This window comes from Brevibacterium linens (genome assembly GCF_003999335.1).
In the GTDB taxonomy this organism is placed as follows: domain Bacteria; phylum Actinomycetota; class Actinomycetes; order Actinomycetales; family Brevibacteriaceae; genus Brevibacterium; species Brevibacterium linens.
In genome coordinates, this window is the sequence record NZ_CP026734.1 from 2176352 (window position 1) to 2195332 (window position 18981).

Annotated in this window: 14 protein-coding genes; 5 read left to right on the forward strand and 9 right to left on the reverse strand. The window is 65.3% G+C overall.

The window, feature by feature from the left end; all coding sequences use genetic code 11:
- Positions 1-2 precede the first annotated feature (2 nt).
- From dusB to CXR29_RS09950, 3 genes are all read right to left on the reverse strand, one after another.
- Entirely contained in the window at positions 3-1190 is a 1188-nt protein-coding gene (dusB, locus tag CXR29_RS09940; protein ID WP_101553416.1) for a tRNA dihydrouridine synthase DusB, read from the reverse strand.
- A gap of 110 nt (positions 1191-1300) precedes the next feature.
- A complete protein-coding gene (locus CXR29_RS09945; RefSeq protein ID WP_127364437.1) occupies positions 1301-2974 on the reverse strand; it encodes an ATP-binding cassette domain-containing protein in 1674 nt (557 codons plus the stop codon).
- A 230-nt stretch (positions 2975-3204) separates the two neighbouring features.
- The gene (locus tag CXR29_RS09950) at positions 3205-3753 is read right to left on the reverse strand and encodes a helix-turn-helix domain-containing protein (RefSeq protein ID WP_127364438.1); all 549 of its coding nucleotides are present in this window, start codon (positions 3751-3753) and stop codon (positions 3205-3207) included.
- Between the two features lie 61 nt (positions 3754-3814).
- Here CXR29_RS09950 and CXR29_RS09955 point away from each other — a divergent pair, with 61 nt between their 5' ends.
- Positions 3815-5203 (forward strand): L-lactate permease, encoded by a 1389-nt coding sequence (locus CXR29_RS09955; RefSeq protein ID WP_127364439.1) that lies wholly within the window; start codon positions 3815-3817, stop codon positions 5201-5203.
- Between the two features lie 19 nt (positions 5204-5222).
- Here the strand turns inward: CXR29_RS09955 and CXR29_RS09960 are convergent, their stop codons facing one another.
- Positions 5223-6551: a M24 family metallopeptidase gene (locus tag CXR29_RS09960; RefSeq protein ID WP_180956927.1), complete on the reverse strand. Its 1329-nt coding sequence runs from the start codon at positions 6549-6551 to the stop codon at positions 5223-5225.
- Positions 6552-6978: 427 nt separating this feature from the next.
- Here CXR29_RS09960 and CXR29_RS09965 point away from each other — a divergent pair, with 427 nt between their 5' ends.
- The 3 genes from CXR29_RS09965 (at position 6979) to CXR29_RS09975 (ending at position 10234) form a co-directional block, all read left to right on the forward strand.
- Positions 6979-7464 carry an Lrp/AsnC family transcriptional regulator gene (locus CXR29_RS09965; RefSeq protein ID WP_025780565.1) on the forward strand — a complete coding sequence of 162 codons (486 nt, stop codon included), beginning with the start codon at positions 6979-6981 and terminating at the stop codon, positions 7462-7464.
- Positions 7461-8852, forward strand: a complete 1392-nt coding sequence (locus CXR29_RS09970) for an aspartate aminotransferase family protein (protein WP_101593371.1) — start codon at positions 7461-7463, stop codon at positions 8850-8852. The genes CXR29_RS09965 and CXR29_RS09970 overlap by 4 nt, the downstream gene beginning before the upstream one ends.
- A gap of 314 nt (positions 8853-9166) precedes the next feature.
- Positions 9167-10234, forward strand: a complete 1068-nt coding sequence (locus CXR29_RS09975; protein WP_127364440.1) for an IS110 family RNA-guided transposase — start codon at positions 9167-9169, stop codon at positions 10232-10234.
- Between the two features lie 82 nt (positions 10235-10316).
- On the opposite strand, the gene CXR29_RS09980 is transcribed toward CXR29_RS09975, so the two are convergent.
- Positions 10317-11612, reverse strand: a complete 1296-nt coding sequence (locus CXR29_RS09980) for a YibE/F family protein (protein WP_127364441.1) — start codon at positions 11610-11612, stop codon at positions 10317-10319.
- Positions 11613-11712: 100 nt separating this feature from the next.
- A complete protein-coding gene (locus tag CXR29_RS09985; protein ID WP_127364442.1) occupies positions 11713-13095 on the reverse strand; it encodes a glycine--tRNA ligase in 1383 nt (460 codons plus the stop codon).
- Between the two features lie 383 nt (positions 13096-13478).
- On the opposite strand from CXR29_RS09985, the gene CXR29_RS09990 reads away from it, so the two are divergent.
- On the forward strand, positions 13479-15275 hold the full coding sequence (locus tag CXR29_RS09990) for a DEAD/DEAH box helicase (protein ID WP_127364443.1): 1797 nt from the start codon (positions 13479-13481) through the stop codon (positions 15273-15275).
- 190 nt (positions 15276-15465) lie between these two features.
- On the opposite strand, the gene CXR29_RS09995 is transcribed toward CXR29_RS09990, so the two are convergent.
- From CXR29_RS09995 to leuA, 3 genes are all read right to left on the reverse strand, one after another.
- Complete coding sequence (locus CXR29_RS09995; RefSeq protein ID WP_101553409.1) at positions 15466-16242, reverse strand: isoprenyl transferase; 777 nt, start codon at positions 16240-16242, stop codon at positions 15466-15468.
- Complete coding sequence (gene recO / locus CXR29_RS10000; protein ID WP_127364444.1) at positions 16239-16967, reverse strand: DNA repair protein RecO; 729 nt, start codon at positions 16965-16967, stop codon at positions 16239-16241. Before recO ends, CXR29_RS09995 begins: the two co-directional genes overlap by 4 nt.
- 87 nt (positions 16968-17054) lie before the next feature.
- Positions 17055-18830, reverse strand: coding sequence for a 2-isopropylmalate synthase (leuA, locus tag CXR29_RS10005; RefSeq protein ID WP_127364445.1), 1776 nt, complete (start codon positions 18828-18830; stop codon positions 17055-17057).
- Positions 18831-18981 lie beyond the last annotated feature (151 nt).

Genomic DNA, 18981 nt, shown 5'->3' on the forward strand with positions numbered 1-18981 from the left:
TCTCATCCTCCTGAGATGTCGAGTTCGGCCTCCGACAGCAGCGACTTCCCGCTGGGATCGAAGATGCGGGAGTCCAGCCAGCCTTCGGGCAGGTGCGGCTTCTTCGGCCGGGTGGTGCGGCCGCGGGACCCTTCGGCGGCTGCTCCCGGATAGGGGGCGTCCTTGTCGAGCTGGTCGAGCAGTCCGGCAAGTTCCTCGAGGAAGGAGACCATGGCCAGCTGACTGCGCAGCTCTCCTCCGACGGGGTAGCCCTTGAAGTACCAGGCGATGTGTTTGCGCAGGTCACGGACGCCGAGGAATTCGTCCTCGAAGTGATCGACGAGGTATTCGCCGTGTTTGTACACCGCGCGCGCCACCTCGGCGAGACCGGGACGGTGGCGTTCGTCGCTGCCGTTCAGCGCGTTCGCGAGGTCACCGAACAGCCACGGCCGCCCCTGACAGCCGCGCCCGATGACGACGCCGTCGCAGCCGGTCTTGGCCATCATGTCCAGGGCATCCTCGGCGGCGAAGATATCCCCGTTGCCGAGCACCGGTACGGTGTCGCCGAGGTGGTCCTTGAGCCGGGCGATCGCGTCCCAGTCCGCGGTCCCCGAGTAGAGGTCCGCGGCGGTGCGGCCGTGCAGGGCGACGGCGGCGACGCCGGCGTTGCGAGCGGTTTCGGCGGCGTCGAGGAAGGTCGTGTGGTCGGCGTCGATGCCCTTGCGCATCTTCACGGTCACGGGCACGTCCCGGCGGGCCGCCTCGGTGACGGCCGTGGTGACGATGGAGGTGAATAGGTCCTGTTTCCACGGCAGCGCGGAGCCGCCGCCCTTGCGGGTGACCTTGGGCACGGGGCAGCCGAAGTTGAGGTCGATGTGATCGGCCCGGTCCTCCTCGACGAGCATCCGCACGGCCTGGCCCATGGTCACCGGGTCGACTCCGTAGAGCTGGACGGAGCGCGGGGTCTCATACGGTTCGTGGTGGATGATGCGCAGCGTCTTCGGATTGCGCTCGACCAGCGCCCGGGTGGTGACCATTTCGGTCACGTACAGGCCGGCTCCGTATTCGCGGCACAGGCGGCGGAAGGCGGTGTTCGTGATTCCGGCCATGGGCGCGAGCACGACGGGCGAGGACAGCTCGATCGGCCCGATGCGCAGGGCTGTTTCGGGCGTCGGGGATGCGGTTTCTGGGGCAGGGCTGATGACACTCACGCAACCATTATCCCAGTCAAGTCAAAATCGCACATTCGCCTGCTTCTCCTCACCTGTTCACGCCCGGAATCCGTGCCGCTGCGGACGCGCTCCTCCCCCGTAGCGTCGACTCATATGTTCACATCAACTGATTCGGAGCGCAGAAATTCCCGCACGTCCCATTCGGTGTCGACGGAGAGTTCGGAGGCGAGTCGGTCGTCGTGGGTGACGATCACCATCGCACCGCCGAATCCTTCGAGAGCGGTCACCAGCGCTTCGAGCGATGACAGGTCGAGATTGTTGCCCGGTTCGTCGAGGATGAGCAGCTGCGGCGCCGGATCCTGGAGGAGTCCTGAAGCCAAGGCGACGCGGAAGCGCTCCCCACCCGACAGGGTCGAACAGATCTGGTCGGTGCGTCCGGCACGCAGTCCCATGGCCGCGAGCACTTCGCGGACGCGGTGCGGGTCGAGCTGCGGATTGCCCGATCGCACCGCTTCCATCACCGTCAGCTCTCCCGGCAGTCGGTACTGCTGGTCGAGGTGGGCTGTCGGGGCGGCGACGGTGATGTCGAGGTCGCCGAAGAGTTCGGCGACCGGCGGGCCGCCGCTGTCCGCAGCACGGTCATCCGCGGCGCCACCGTCTGAGGCACGGCCGTCCGCGGCCGCCAGGATCGCCGCCAGCAGGGTCGATTTCCCGGCCCCGTTCGGTCCGGTCAGTCGGATCCGTTCCGGCCCGACGATCGTCTGTGGTCGCTCGGACTTCGCCGAGGCGGCTGTGGAGATCTCGAGGACCCGCTTGGTCGAATGGACCTGGGTGTCGGGCAGGTCGAGGCGGACGCTCGATGTCCGACGCAGGGCATCCTTGGCAGCGGTGAGTTCGTCCCAGGCCGCCGCCTCGTCGGCGGCTTTGTCGCCACGCCGTTTGGCCGCTGACTTCTCGGCGAAGTTCGTCAGCCCGTTCATGACGATCTTCGGTCGACGTTTGCTCTCCTTATCCCTCTTGGCTTTCCGGTCGGCTCGTGCGAGCTTCGTCTCCAGTTCGATCCGCTGTAGCTTTTCGACCTCGTGGGACTTCTTCGCATCGGTGACCTTCTGCTGCTTGGCTTCCTCTTCAGCGGCGACCATGGCTTCGTAGTCATCGAAGTTCCCTCCGTAGACGCGCAGCCGGTCGGTCATCTCGATGATCGAGTTCATCTGGGTCAGCAGAGTTCGGTCGTGGGAGATGACGAGGGTCGGTCCGCGGCGTTCCGTGAGCAGCGTCGTCAGCAGCGCCCGCCCATCCTCGTCGAGGTTGTTGCTCGGTTCGTCGAGGATCAGCCAGGCGTCGCCGACCAGTGCCGCTCGGGTCAGTCCGATGCGTGTGGCCTGTCCGCCGGAGAAGCTGCTCAGACTCCGGTCGAGATCGCTCACATTCAGCTGCAGCCCGAGTTCGGACAGCGCCGCCAGGGCTCGCGCTTCGATGTCCCAGTCATCGCCGATGAGGTCGAAGTCGGCGCCAGTCGCTTCTCCGGCCAGGGCGCGGCCCAGCGCTTGTCGAACGGAGGCGATGTCCAATGCGGAATCGACCCGCTGCGTGGAATGCGGCAGCAGCTGGTCGATGTAGACGGCGCCATCGGCACCCGTGACGGTTCCTGACGAGGCTCGCAGTCGACCGGCGAGGATGCGGGCGAAGGTGGATTTGCCGATTCCGTTGTCGCCGACCAATCCGACGAGGTCAGCAGGGATGGTGGCGGTGAGTCCGGAGAAGATCTCGGTATCGTCGCCGAGGCGGTAGTCCAGTTCGGAGACAGTGATGGCTGTGGGCATGAGGGTCCTCATTTCGTGTACGCAGAAGCGCTGCGGGCCCGTGGCACCCGCAAGTCACGGCATGAGGATTCACTTCACTTGAGAGACGTCCTTGAACGGAAACGGAACATAACAATGATCGCCGAGGCGATACGTCCGGTCAACCCCACCCCTTCTTGCTACCTGACGGCGGCCCAGCAACCTGGCGCGAGGTTGTTGGGCCGCCGTCAGGTAGTAAGAAGGGGGGCGGGTCAGACGATGATGAGCATGAGTTCGGCGGGTTCGTCGTGGGGGTTGGCCAATTGATGCGGCACGTCGCCGGGAGCTTGGGCGCAGTCGCCGGCATGCAGGGTCGTACGACGGTCGATGGTGACGATCTCGATGCTGCCCTTGAGGACGAAGAAGCTCTCCCGCGATCCGCTGCGGTGCGCGGCGAAAGCCGAGGTCTCGCTGCGCGGGTCGAGACGGTAGTGGACGACGTCCATGTTCTCGATCGCCGACGGCAGGTCCCGACGCCAGACGCCCTTGCCGAAGGTCGACGTCGTGGGGATCGCCTCGCTGCGGGTGATCGTGACTTCCGGCGCGGCCAGCAGTTCGCCGACGTCGACGCCCAGGGCACGGGAGAGTCCCATGGCATTCGAGACCGATGTGTCCTGCTCACCGCGTTCGATCTTCGACAGAGCGGCGCGGGACAGTCCCGCCCTCACCGCGAGCTCATTGAGGGTGAGGTTGTTGAACTTGCGCCGTGCTCTGATGCGGGCGCCGAAGACACGTGCGCCGAGATCCTCTTCTTTCACCATTGGAGCATCATAAACTATTCTTGGATCATAGAATCCTCTCTCACAAAGGAAACACATCTCCATGGCGGCAGTGCTGGCTCTCACGCCGATCCTCATTGCCATCGTCCTGCTCCTGCTCAAACAGAGTTCCTGGGTCGCGGCCCTGGCCGGAGCCGTGCTCGCGGCCGTTCTCGTCGCCTTCGTCTTCCCCACCCCCGCCTCGGTGCTGGTGGAATCGGGGATCGGCTACTTTCCGCTCATCTTCGAGGTCGCGCTCATCCTGCTCTTCGGCATGCTGCTCGCCCGGCTGCTCGAGTCCGCCGGCTCGATGTCGCAGATCTCGTCCTGGGTTGAATCCCTGTCGCCGGGGCGACCGCTCGGGGTCGCGCTCGTCGTGTTCGGGATCGTGCCCTTCGCGGAGTCGGTCACCGGCTTCGGCATCGGCGTCACCGTCGGGGTGCCGATCCTCACCCATCTCGGGTGCACTCTGCGGCAGTCGGCGATCCTCGGCCTCCTCGGCCTCATCGCCGTTCCGTGGGGCGCCCTGGGCCCGGGCACCACGGTCGCCGCGGCGCTGGCCGGACTCGACGTCGACGAACTCGGTCTGGCCACGGCGTGGATCAATGCGATTCCGGTGATCATCGTCGCGATCGCCGTGGTCGCGATCATGCGACCGTCCGCCGCCTCGGCGCTGGGGATCATCGGTGCCGGCGCACTCATGTGGGCGGGGATCCTCGCCTCCAGCTACGTCATCGGTATGGCCCCCTCGGGGATCATCGGATCACTCATCGTCATCCTCGTCGTCGGTGCGCTGTTCATGATCCGCAAACGGACCACGGGGCTGACGCGCAGCCTCGGCGTGGCGGTTCTGCCCTACGGGGTGCTCACGATCGGACTGCTGTTGGCTCGCACCCTGCATTCGGCACTGCCCTCGGCTGTCACGCAGATCATCGCCTCTCCCCCGTTCTGGCTGGCGGCCGCCTGCCTCATCGTCGCGATCACTGTCGAGGGCAGGCGCACCGTCTCCATCGCGGCCGTGCGCTCCTGGGTTCCCATCGGGGTGGGCACGGCCGCGTTCATGCTCATGGGCTGGATCATGACGACGACGGGAATGAGCGAGGCGATCGGCGGACTGCTGCCGGCAGGGCTCGTTCTGCTCACTCCGTGGCTGAACTCCATCGGCGCGGTGCTCACCGGGTCGAACACGGGGGCGAACTCGATGTTCACCGGCACCCTGACCGCCGTCGCCGCTTCGTCTCACGTCTCGGCACTGCCGGTGGTCGCGGCCGGAAACGCGGCCGGTTCATTGGCGGCCCTCGCTGCTCCTCCCCGGGTGGCCATGGCCGTGCAGATCGCGGATTCGTCGGCGGCCGCCTCGGCGCGGGACATCTCCTGGGTGCAGGGCCGGGCGCTCGCGGTGGCCGGGATCAACGCCCTGGCCCTCGGCCTGTGGATCCAGTTCTTCGCCTGAGGGTCGTTCGGTGCGCGTCTCAGACGCGGATGATCTCACGGGGGAAGTTCGTGAACGGCTCGCAGCCGGTGTCGGTGATGAGCACCGGTTCGGACAGTTCGATTCCGTAGCCGTTCATCCACATTCCGCCGATGAGGTGGAAGGTCATTCCCGCTTCGAGGATCTGGTCGTCCTCGGTGCGGATCGAGATCGTCCGCTCGCCCCAGTCGGGCGGGTAGCCGATCCCGATCGAGTACCCCAGGCGGCTGGGTTTTTCGAGCCCTGACAGAGCCAGCACCCGATTCCAGGTGCGGGCGAGTTCCGCGGTGGGCACCTCGGGAGCGGCAGCGTCGAGGACTGCCGACAACGCCTCGGCGACGACCCCCTCGAGGCGGACGAGCTCCTGCTTCGGCTTACCGGTCACAGCCGTCCTGGCCAGGGGGACATGGTAGCGGCGGTGGACTCCGGCGAGTTCGATGCTCACCGATTCATCGCGCTCGAACGTCCGGTCGGTCCAACTCAGGTGCGGTGTGTCCGCACTTTCGCCGGTGGGCATGAGCGGCACGATCGAGGGATAGTCACCCCAGATTCCGTCACCGCCTCCGGTCTGGGCCTCGGAGATCGCCGCGGCCACCTCGTTCTGGCCGACACCGACGCCGATTGTGCCCAGCGCCGCATCCATGGCCGCGGTGGTCACTTTTGCGGCCTTGCGCATGAGCTCGATCTCGGCCGGGGATTTGACCGCGCGGATCCAGTTGACGAGTTCGAAGCAGTCGACGAGGCGCCATTCGGGCACCCCGTTGACGAGTGCTCGGAAGCCTCGCGGGGAGAAGAAGTGCGAGTCCATCTCGACGCCGACGGGCATGGTCGAGGCACGGGCGACCTCCCACCGCTGGCGCAGGGCGAAGGCGACCCAGTCGAAGGGGTGGATATGGGGCCTCTGCACATAGCGTTCGGGGTAGCCGACGATGTCTTCGGGCGGCAGCCATGAGGTGTGCGAGGCTCCGCGGGCGTCCATATCGCGCATGAACAGCGTCATGGGCCCCGAGGAGGGCACGAAGAGCAGCTGCGGGGTGTAGAAGGACCACGCGTTGTATCCGGTGAGGTAGTAGATGTTCGCCGGGTCGGTGACGATGAGCGCGGCCAGGCCCTGGTCGAGCATGCGATTGCGCACCGAGGCGATCCGACCGAGGTATTCCTCGGCGCTGAACGACAGTTCGTTCGCGCCGATCGTGTCGACCTCGCCGGGAACGGGCTGCGGGCGGGCTTTGACCTCTTTGCCGGCCTGCCCCTGCTCGGCTCCGGGACGCATCCCGTACACATCCGGGCGATTATCCTCGCCGCCGTAGAACAGCTCACCCTCATTCATGATCCCAGTGTGGTGACCCCGCTCACATACTGTCAATCACTGCCGCCGCGCGTGTTGCCGACGGTCCGCCGATCCGCGCGTCGGCGCGGATCCGCGCGCTCTCGCAACGACGATTCGCAGTGCTCCTCAACCGGGATTCGGATGGCCGCCGACAGCGGGCCCCAGCGATCCCCGAACGACCGACCCGGTCGGTCCGCGCACGGCGGACCCGGGCGCTCGGCGCACAGCCGATTCGAACGGTCACCACCGGCGGATCCGGGCGGCCGCGGAAACGGCACTCGGCACGGATACCCGTCGGCCACCTCGGCGATCTCTGACGAATCCAGAACCAAACAATTTCAGTTTCGACGGAATTCGCAAGCGAAACAGCGCATTTCAGCAGATTCGGTGATAGATTGTCCTGAGACGCACATCACGGAGGTGAAGAATGGACCCGCTCCTGCCGAACGGCAGCGGTTCCCGACTGGGGAACCTCGACGAGAAGTCCAAGGCGATCATCGTCGAACTGCAGCACGACGGACGGAAGTCCTATTCGGCCATCGGCAAGTCCGTCGGCCTGTCCGAGGCCGCCGTGCGCCAGCGGGTGTCACGGCTCATCGAGTCGGGTGTCATGGAGATCGTCGCCGTGACCGACCCGCTGAGTCTGGGATTCGCCCGGCAGGCGATGGTGGGGCTGAAGGTCCGCGGGGACATCTCCGCGGTCGCCGAGCAGCTGCACGACTACGACGAGATCGACTACCTCGTCGTCACCGCCGGTTCGTTCGACCTGCTGGTCGAGATCGTGTGTGAATCGGATCGGCATCTGATCGAGTTCGTCAATGAGGAGCTCCGCTCGATCGATGCCGTCGTGGATACGGAGCTCTTCATGTACCTCTCACTCGAAAAGCAGAAATACAACTGGGGGACGCGATGACAGAGAATGTCACCAGGGCCGGCACTCCTTATCAGGATGCCATCCGCAACAACGTGTGGATGCACATGTCACCACACCAAGCACTGTTCAACGGTGGTGAGGCGCCGGTCATCGTACGCGGTGAGGGCCACCACATCTTCGACGACAAGGGCAAGAAGTACCTCGACGGTCTCGCCGGCCTGTTCACCGTCCAGGTGGGTCACGGTCGTGAGCAGATCGCGAAGGCGATGTACGACCAGACACTGAAGCTGCCGTTCATGCCGCTGTGGTCGTATGCCCACCCGCAGGCGATCGAGGTCTCGGAGCGTTTGGCCAGCTATGCGCCGGGCGATCTCAACCGGGTCTTCCTCACCTCCGGCGGCGGCGATTCGGTCGAGTCGGCGATGAAGCTGGCGAAGAACTACTTCAAGCTCGTCGGCAAGCCCGGCAAGCACAAGATCATCTCGCGGGCCACCGCCTACCACGGCACCCCGCACGGCGCGCTGTCGGTGACCTCGCTGCCGGGTCTGCGTGAGCAGTTCGCTCCGCTGGTCCCCGGGGCGCACAAGGTGCCGAACACGAACTTCTACCGGGCACCGGAGCACCTCGCCCACGATGAGAAGGCCTTCGGCCGCTGGGCCGCCGACCGCATCGGTGAGGCCATCGAGTTCGAAGGTGCCGACTCCGTGGCCGCCGTCTTCCTCGAGCCCGTGCAGAACTCCGGCGGCTGCTTCCCGCCGCCTCCCGGATACTTCGAACGGGTCCGCGAGATCTGCGACGAGTACGATGTGCTGATGGTCTCGGACGAGACGATCTGCGCCTATGGTCGCATCGGCGACATGTTCGCCTGCAACGACTTCGGCTATGTTCCCGACATCATCACCTCGGCCAAGGGCATCACCTCCGGCTATGCACCGCTGGGCGCGATGATCGCCTCCGATCGTCTCTTCGAGCCCTTCGGTCCCGGCGGCGATGAGACCTTCTACCACGGCTACACCTTCGGCGGTCATCCCGTCGCCTGTGCCGCCGCGATGGCGAACTTCGACGTCTTCGAAGAGGAGAAGCTGGGCGACCACGTGCACGAGAACGCTGCGGCGTTCAAGTTCACGCTCGAGAAGCTCAAGGACCTGCCGATCGTCGGTGACGTCCGCGGTGAGGGATTCTTCTACGGAATCGAACTCGTCAAGGACAAGGACACGAAGGAGTCGTTCACCGAGGAGGAGTCCGAGCGGATTCTCAAGAACTTCGTCTCGGCGAAGATGTACGACAGCGGTCTGTACTGCCGCGCCGACGACCGCGGCGACCCGGTCATCCAGCTCTCGCCTCCGCTGACCGTCGGTCAGAACGAGTTCGACGAGATGGAGCAGATCATCCGCGGCGTCCTCCAGGAAGCCTGGACAATGTTCTGACCCCAATTGCTACTGTGAGTATTGATAGTGGCTGGTCTGGGACTGGCTGGCAGAGTAGGAACTGACCGTCTCATCGATCATCATGACTCTAATTGCTACTGACTCCAACGATGTCCTCGTCGGGATCTGTCTGATGATTGGTGGGCGGTCGGCACCGGCTCGGCCCACATCGATAACTTGATCAGAAGGTTGTCCGTTCCTGACCGAACGTGACTCATCACAGTAGTGTTTCGACGTGACTATCTCCCGGACCGGAGCCGACCGTTCGACGGTCGGACCTCATCCGTTCCGACACAGGAGAAGCACGAACCGTCATGACTATCATCTCGCATTTATACGCGTTTGTCGTTGGCGTCGACACCCACGCGAAGAACCACGTCTACAGTGTGCTCACCAAGTCTGGTGAGCACGTCGATACTGCCACGTTCCCGACGACCAAAGCCGGCATCAAACGAGCCCTGACGTGGGCCGGGCGTCGTACCGGCGGGGACCTTGAGACCCTGTGGGTGATCGAGGGTATCGGCACGTACGGAGCGATCCTGGCCGATCATATCGCCGAGGCAGGCTATACGGTCGCCGAGGCCGCGAGCATGAATGCTCGCGACCGGCATGCCACGGGCAAGGACGACCGGATCGATGCCCGACGGATCGCTGGCGCGGTCCTGTCGATGGATGAGTCGCGGCTGCGGTTTCCCCGGCAGGCTGATGGGCCGCGTCAAGGACTGCGGATCTTGGTCAAGGCGCGGGAGTCCATGACTCGGGAGAAGACCCGGACGATCAATGCGCTCACTGCGCTGTTGCGTGGTCAGGACCTCGGTGTCGATGCGCGTCGGAAATTGTCGATGGTCACGATCCAGACGGTGGCGAAGTGGCGGATCAGGGACGAGTCTGTGGCACTGACCGAGGCTCGTCGGGAAGCCATCCGGTTAGCCAAACGTGTCGTCGAGCTCGATGCCGAAATCAAGGACTACGCCACCCGGATCGAGGCCTTGGTCAAGGCCAGTCCGGGGGCGGCGTTGCTGGCTGAGCCGGGGATCGGTCCGATCACTGCGGCTGTGTTCTACCTGGCGTGGTCGCATCATGGGCGGGTGCGTTCCGAGGCTGCGTTCGCGAAGCTGGCGGGGGTCTGTCCGATCCCGGCGTCGTCGGGGAATGTGGTGAGGTTCCGGCTGAATCGCAGTGGTGATCGTCGGTTGAATTCTGCGTTGTACATGGTGGCAGTCACGCGGCTTTCTCACCATAAGAAGTCCCAGGCGTACATGGCTAGACGGCTGAGTGAGGGGAAGACGAAGAAGGAGACGATCCGGTGTATGAAGCGTGCCTTGGCCCGCTCGGTGTATCGGATTCTCGAGGCCACGAACCCGATCGGTCAAGCCGCTTGACAGACATAGAAGGATCCTGACGGCGGCTCAGCAACCTCGCGCGAGGTTGCTGAGCCGCCGTCAGGTAGTTCTAGGGCGAAGTTCAGCGGTTCTGGTCGCGCTCACGGGTCTCGCGACGAGTCAGCGGGGGCCGGTCCCCCGCGACGCCGTCGGCCGTGATCGCGCCGGACGCGGCAGCGGATCCTGTGGGCCGCCTCGGCGGGCGAACTCCCGATTTCACGACGAGGACGCCGAGACCGGTCGTCAGTGGAATCGCGACGACCAGCCCGATCGAACACACGAGGATGCTCACCACCTCCACCGACATGTCCCCGAGCGTGAACGTGTCGATCAGCGGCTGATCGTGAGCGGAGACGATGATGAGCGTCATCAGCGCCGAACCCACATACGCGAACGTGATCGTATAGACGGTCGAGGCGATATGGTCCCGGCCGATGCGCATCGCCCGAGCGAACAGCTGCGCCGGCTTCATCTCAGGAGCGGCGGCTGCCAGCTCCCACACCGCCGAGGCCTGTGTGATCGTGACGTCGTTGAGCACCCCGAGTCCGGTGATGAGGATCGCACACACGATGATGTCGGTCATCCCCAGATCGGTCGTGTCGACCAGCAGGTACCCGTCCTCCGAATAGGCGATGCCCAGATTCGCCCACGACGTCATCCACGCGCCGAGGATGCCCGTGATGACGATGCCGAGCACCGTTCCGAACAGCGCCGTCGATGTCCGCGTCGAGATTCCGTGCGCAAGGTAGAGGGCGATGACCATGATCAGGCTCGCCGAGATCATCGCCACCAGCAACGGGGGTTTGCCGTCGAGCATGGCCGGGAGCATGAAGACGAACAGCACAGCACCGGCGAACCCCAGTCCGATCAGTGCGCGCAGGCCCCGCAGACCGGCGACGAGGAGGACGACGACGGCGTAGAGGATCGCCACGGCCAGCATCGGAACGTTGCGGTCGAAATCGATGAACACGTAGTCGGTGCCCATCTCCTCCCGGTCCGGCGACTGCGTGAAGTCGAGGACCTTGATCGTGTCCCCGACGTCGACGCCGGCTTCGACCGCGTCGGGGGTGACGTACAGGCTGCCTTGGCGCCCGTTCGCTTCGACGGTGTAGGTCGTGCAGTCGGCCTGCACCATCGGGTCCGTCTCCCCGGGGTCGCAGTCCGAGGCGTCGACGGCGGTGACGGTGACCTTCGTATCGGTGGTGCCCTCGGCCGTGTTCGTCGTCGGCCCACCTCCGGGCAGCTCCTTGTCCGGTCCTGATGGCCACAGCACGAACAGTCCGGCGATCGTGGCCACGATGAGCGGGATGAGGCAGGCGAGCATGATCAGACGAACCCTCGGCGAGGCCTTCGGTTCGCGATGGGACGTCATATGCATGGCGGTCCTTCAGGCGCGGTTGGCCGTTCTCAGGACTACCTGACGGCGGCCCAGCAACCTCGCGCCAGGTTGCTGGGCCGCCGTCAGGTAGTAATTGGGGTCAGGCACCGGCGAGGTTTTCGGCCAGGTAGTTCTCCACCTGGTCGATGCTCACGCGTTCCTGGCTCATATCATCACGCTTGCGGATCGTCACGGCCTGGTCATCGAGAGTGTCGAAGTCGACGGTGATGCACAGTGGGGTGCCGATCTCGTCCTGGCGACGGTAGCGGCGTCCGATGGCGCCGGCATCGTCGAAGTCGATGTTCCAGCGTCGACGCAGGCGGGCAGCCAGATCCTTGGCCGCCGGGGTGAGCTTCCCGTTGCGGCTCAGCGGCAGCACCGCGGCCTTGACCGGAGCCAGGCGCGGATCGAGCTTGAGGACGACGCGCTTGTCGACTCCGCCCTTCGTGTTCGGCGCCTCGTCCTCGCTGTAGGCCTCGACGAGGAATGCCATCATCGACCGGGTCAGACCGAAGGAGGGTTCGATGACATACGGGGTGTAGCGGTCGCCGCTGGCCTGATCGAAGTACTGCAGCTTCGCTCCCGAGACCTCGGTGTGAGTGCCGAGGTCGTAGTCGGTGCGGTTGGCCACACCCATCAGCTCGCCCCATTCGGAACCCTGGAAGCCGAAGCGGTATTCGATGTCGATGGTGCCGGCCGAGTAGTGCGCACGGTCCTCGGCGGGAACGTCGAGGCGGCGGACGTTGTCGGCAGAGATGCCGAGGTCGAGGAACCAGGACCAGCAGTCTTCGACCCACTGCTTGTAGTAGTCGTCGGCCTCGTCCGGGTGGACGAAGTACTCGATCTCCATCTGCTCGAACTCACGCGTGCGGAAGATGAAGTTGCCGGGAGTGATCTCGTTGCGGAAGGCCTTGCCGATCTGGCCGATGCCGAACGGCGGCTTCTTCCGGGCAGCGGTGAGCACATTGTTGAAGTTGACGAAGATGCCCTGCGCGGTCTCCGGACGCAGGTAGTGGAGTCCGGCTTCGGAGTCGACGGGGCCCAGGAAGGTCTTGACGAGACCGGAGAACTCCTGCGGTTCGGTCCACTGACCACGGGTGCCGCAGTCGGGGCAGACGACATCGGCCATTCCGTTCTCCGGGGCCTTCTTGTTCTTCGCCTCATACGCCTCGACGAGGTGGTCCTCGCGGTGGCGCTTGTGGCAGTTAAGGCATTCGACGAGCGGATCGACGAAGGTGGCGACGTGGCCGGAGGCTTCCCAGACCCGCTTGGGCAGGATGATGGAGGAGTCGAGGCCGACGACGTCTTCGCGTCCGCGCACGAACTGCTGCCACCACTGGGCCTTGATGTTGTCCTTGAGCTCGACGCCCAACGGCCCGTAGTCCCATGCCGAGCGGGAACCGCCGTAGATCTCTCCTGCTTGGAAGACGAATCCTCTGCGCTTGGCCAGGGCGATGACGGCATCCAACTTGGACTGTGCCACTAGTTCTCTCCTTGTTTCAGTTCGCCGACGGCCGGCTGCCGTGGCTCGCAGGTACCAGCCTAACCGGTCGTGTCGCCGTGTCCCCAACATCGGCCTGCCCCACCCTGACACCCGCCCGCACCGACGGAAGGAGACCGCCGGAGGCGACTGATCTCACACTCGGTTTCCCACTGCGGGGCCGCCTCGGCGAGGGCACGGCATGTAGACTTGGGGTACACCCAAACCTTTCTCCGTACCGACGTCTTCACGTCTGTCCAAGCGAGTTCTTGGATCTCTACGGTTTCGGCCCGGATTGCTCACGATGATTGCACAAGCGGCCGCAGGGTAGATCGCCACTACAGTCATCTGCGATCAAGTGTGTGCCGACGTGAGAGAGATCACTCATGACCGATGTGTCCGCAAACGACGAAACCACTCCGAGATTCTCCGAACTGGGACTCCACCCGCTCGTGCTCAAGGCCGTAGAGGCACAGGGTTACGAGATCCCCACACCCATCCAGGCCGAGACCATCCCGACCCTCCTGTCGGGCCGTGACGTCATCGGTCTCGCCCAGACCGGAACCGGCAAGACCGCGGCCTTCGCCCTGCCGGCTCTGTCCGACCTCGCCGAGGCAGGGCGCGCCGACGACGGCCCGTTCGCTCTCGTCCTCACCCCCACTCGCGAACTCGCGATCCAGGTCGCCGAGGCGTTCACCTCCTATGCCACTGAACTTCCCGACTTCTCCGTGCTCCCGATCTACGGCGGACAGGCCTACGGCCCGCAGCTGGCGGGTCTGCGCCGTGGTGCGCAGGTCGTCGTGGGCACCCCGGGTCGTGTCATCGACCACCTGAAGAAGGGGTCGCTCAAGCTCGGCAGCCTGCGTCACCTCATCCTCGACGAGGCCGACGAGATGCTCAAGATGGGCTTCGCCGAAGACATCGAAGAGATCTTCAGCCAGGTGGGTGAGGACCGTCAGGTCGCTCTGTTCTCGGCCACCATGCCGACCTCGATCCACCGGATCACCGGCAAGTACCTGGACGATCCGCAGGAAGTTCGGGTCGCCGCGAAGTCGCAGACCGGCGCGAATATCCGCCAGCGCTACTTCATGGTCCAGCATTCGCACAAGCTCGACGCTCTGACCCGCATCCTCGAGGTCGAGGAGTACGAGGGCATCATCATGTTCGTGCGTACGAAGCAGGCCACCGAGGAGCTGGCCGAGAAGCTGCGCGCCCGCGGCTTCAAGACCGCCGCGATCAACGGCGACATCCCCCAGCAGGCACGTGAGCGCACGATCGACATGCTGCGTGAAGGCAAGATCGACATCCTCGTCGCCACCGACGTGGCCGCCCGCGGTCTCGACGTCGAACGCATTACGTTGGTCGTCAACTACGACATCCCGCACGACACCGAGTCCTACGTCCACCGCATCGGCCGCACCGGCCGTGCCGGACGTTCCGGTGAGGCGATCCTCTTCGTCACCCCGCGCGAGCAGCGCATGCTCGGCTCGATCGAGCGCGCCACGAAGCAGAAGGTCGAACCGCTGACCCTGCCCAGCGTCGAGGAGCTGACGAACACTCGCGTCGAGAAGTTCACGAAGCGCATCGACGATGTGCTCGCGACCACCGAACTGTCCGAACTCACCGAGGTCATCGAGGCGTACTCGCTCTCCCGCGACGTGCCGGCCTCGAACATCGCGGCCGCTCTCGCCTCCCTCGTCCTCGAGTCGAACACGCTCAAGGCCGAGCCGATGCCCGAGCCGGCGCGCCGTCAGGGCCGTGACCGCGACGGTGGTCGGGACGGCGGCCGTCCGGGCCGCGGCGGACGCGCCCGCGATGAGAACATGACGACCTACCGACTGGCCCTGGGCCGCAACGAGCGTCTCCAGCCGGGAGCCGTGGTCGGAGCAATCGCGAACGAAGGCGGAATCACCTCGAAGCAGATCGGCCATATCGACATCCGTTCGAACCATACGCTCGTCGACCTGCCCAAGGACCTCGATCCGTCGGTGCTGCGCAAGCTCTCCCACACCGAGATCCAGGGCCGTCCCATCGACATCCGTCCGGATTCGGGTCGCCCGGGACGCCCGTTCAAGAAGCGCAACTTCGACAAGCAGCCCGGTGACGGCCGCAACTTCCGCGGTGATCGCCGAGGTGGCAAGAAGTTCGGCGGGCGGGGCGACCGTCCCCGCGACCGCTACTGATCGGAGGTCGTCACGCTGACGCACTCGACCGAGGCGCCGGCGCAGCAGTGAGATCATGACAACGGCCCCGCAGCGGTGACGCTGCGGGGCCGTTGTCGTCCCCGTCGGACGTTTCGGCGGCCCGGGCCCTCGTCACAGACTGGGGCCCACGTCACAGACCGGGGCCCTCGTGACGGACCGGGCCTTCGCGTCAGGCCGAGGGTGTGTCGACTGCGCCGCCGAAGCGACGGTCGCGGCGCGCGTACTCCTCGATCGCGGCCCACAGGGTGCGGCGATCGACATCGGGCCACAGCACGTCCTGGAAGACCATCTCGGCATAGGCGGACTGCCAGAGCAGGAAGTTCGAGGTCCGCTGCTCCCCCGATGACCGCATGAACAGGTCGACGTCGGGCACGAGGGGTGCGTAGAGGCGGGAGCGGACGGTCTTCTCCGAGACCTTGCCGGGCTTGAGTTTCCCGGCGGCCACCTCGGCGGTGATCTCATTGATCGCATCGACGATCTCGGACCGTCCGCCGTAGTTGACGCAGAACTGGAGCACCAGGCCCGTGTTGTGCTTCGTCATCTCGGCGGCGGTCTCGAGCTCGTCGATGACCGAGCGCCACAGACGACCGCGCCGCCCGGACCACACGATGCGCACGCCGAGTGCGTTGAGCTCGTCGCGTCGGCGACGGATGACGTCGCGATTGAAGCCCATGAGGAAGCGCACCTCTTCGGGTGAGCGCTTCCAGTTCTCGGTCGAGAACGCATACGCCGACAGATAGTCCACGCCGATCTCGATCGCGCCGTGGATGACGTCGAGCAGCGACGCCTCACCGGCCTTGTGCCCGTCCGTGCGCGGCAACCCCCGCTGGTTCGCCCACCGCCCGTTGCCGTCCATGACGATCGCGACGTGCCTGGGCACGAACTTCGCGTCGATGTGCGGAGGTCTCGCTCCGCTGGGGTGGGCCGGTGGTGCAGGGTAGCTCATGTGCTCTCCAGAACTCTTAAGGATCGGATATTGCGTTCGAGGTGCCACGACACCCAGTCCGAGACCAGCTTCGACCCGTCGATCTGATCGTGTAAGTCTGAGGCCTCGGCCCGCTCCCAGTCTCCGGACAGAAGCGCGGCCATATGTTCGAGCGCATCGGTGTCGGGCAGTGCCGCACCCGAGGGTCGGCAGTTCGTGCACACGGCCCCGCCCAGTGCTGCGGAGAACGCGCGGTGGGGTCCGGGGCTCCCGCACTGGGCGCAGTCGAGCAGGCTCGGTGCCCACCCGGCCACGGACATCGCGCGCAGCAGGTACGCATCCAGCGACAGCCTCGGCGGGTGTTCACGGTTGCACAGCGAGCGGATCGCGGACACGAGGAGGAGGAAATGCGTGCGCGACTGGGGTTCGGCTTCGGTGATGCTGCGTGCCGTCTCGGCCATCACCGAGGCGGCCGAATAGACATCGAAGTCCGTGGCGATTCCGCGGGCGAAGGGTTCGATGAGTTCGACCTGGGTGACGATGTCGAGGCTGCGCCCGACATGGCATTGCAGATCGATGAGCATAAAGGGTTCGAGGCGGGAGCCGAACCGTGATTTCGTCCGTCGCACCCCCTTCGCAACGGCACGGACGAGGCCGTGGCTGCGAGTGAGCACGGTGACGATGCGGTCGGCTTCGCCGAGCTTGTGCCCGCCGAGCACGATGCCTTCATCACGATAGTTGTGCACTCGCCCATTATCGCTCAAGCGCGGCGGGGAATCATCCCGCCGCGCTTGGGCGACTGCTGTGAGATCGGCCGCCGAGGCGGCAGTAACTCAGGCCTGGCGGTCCCGGTCCCGGTCACGGGCGGCGCGGTTGACGGCCGAGACGACGGCCTTGAGCGAGGCCTTCGTGATGTTCGGGTGCAGTCCGGCGCCCCAGACGACGCGATCTTCGACGGCGAGTTCGACATAGGCGGCGGCGTTGGTGTCGGCGCCGGAGCCGATGGCGTGCTCGGAGTAGTCCTGGAGACGGACGTCGACGTCGAACTGGTCGATGAGGATCTTCACGAGTGCGTCGATCGGTCCGTTGCCGCGTCCTTCGTAGGTGCGTTCCTGACCGTCGACGATGAGGTCGACCTCGATGCGCTCGGCCGACGAACCGGCGCCGTCGACGTTGCCCGACTCGGTGCGCAGACCGACGATCTGGAAGCGACCCCAGGCTTTCTCGGGGTCGTCGGCGGGCAGGTATTCGTAGTTGAAGATGCGGCGGATCTCCTCGGCGGTGACCTCACCGCCGGCCTCGGTGTGCTGCTGCACGGCGCGCGAGAATTCGACCTGCATGCGACGCGGCAAGTCGAGTCCGTGTTCGCTCTTGAGCAGGTAGGTCACCCCGCCCTTGCCGGACTGCGAGTTCACTCGAATGATCGCCTCGTAGGACCGGCCCAGGTCCTTCGGGTCGACGGGCAGGTAGGGCATGTCCCATTCCATGAGGTCGACCGGGGTGCCCTGGGCGTTCGCCTTCTTCTCACGATCGGCGAAGGCCTTGTTGATCGCGTCCTGGTGCGAACCGGAGAACGAGGTGAAGACGAGGTCGCCGCCGTAGGGGTGGCGTTCGTGGACGCCGATCTGGTTGCATTCGGTGACGGTGTGGATGACTTCGTCGATGTCGGAGAAGTCGAGCTCCGGATCGATGCCCTGGGTGTACAGGTTGAGGGCGACGGTGACGAGGTCGAGGTTTCCGGTGCGCTCACCGTTGCCGAACAGGCAGCCTTCGATCCGGTCGGCGCCGGCCATCATCCCCATCTCCGCCGCGGCCACGCCGGTGCCCCGGTCGTTGTGCGGGTGCAGGGACACGGCCACCTCGTTGCGGTAGGGCATATTGCGGCAGAACCATTCGATCTGGTCCGCATACGTGTTCGGGGTGCCGCGTTCGACGGTGGCAGGCAGGTTGACGACGGTTTCGCGACCGTCGGCCGGCTGCCACATGTCGAGGACGCTGCCGACGATGTCGAGGGCGAACTCGGGTTCGGTGTCGACGAAGATCTCCGGCGAGTACTGGTAGCCGAAGTCCGCATCGGACAGCAGCGTCTCGGCGTGCTTCATCACGGCCTGAGTGCCCTGCAGTGCGATATCGCGGGTCTGATCGAAGCCGTCGCCGTCGAAGCCGAAGACGACCTTGCGGAAGACCGGCGCCGTCGCGTTGTAGAGGTGCACGGTGGGCATCTTCGCGCCGACGAGGGATTCGACGGTGCGTTCGATGAGATCCTCACGGGCCTGCGTGAGCACGGAGATGCGGACGTCATCGGGGATCGCATCCTGTTCGATGATCTCACGGACGAAGTCGAAGTCGACCTGGCTGGCCGCCGGGAATCCGACCTCGATCTCCTTGAACCCGAGCCGCACGAGCAGATCGAACATCTTGCGTTTGCGGTCGGGGGTCATCGGGTCGATGAGCGCCTGGTTGCCGTCGCGCAGGTCGGTGCTCAGCCAGCGAGGCGCCCTGCTGATGATCTGATCCGGCCAGGTGCGATCGCGCATATCCAGCGCGATGCGGTCCTGGAACGACTTGTACTTGCCGAACGGCATCGGAGTGGGCTTCTGCAGTTTCATTGTTCCTCTAACTTGAGTTTCTCAGCGCTTGACCAGCATACGAAGACTCCGCGACGAGCGTGCTGTCCGTTCAGGACTCGTCGCGGCACGGAAGGAGGAGGATCCTGTGAGCCACACGGCCACCGTATTCCCCCTCCCCCGTTGCGTCCGA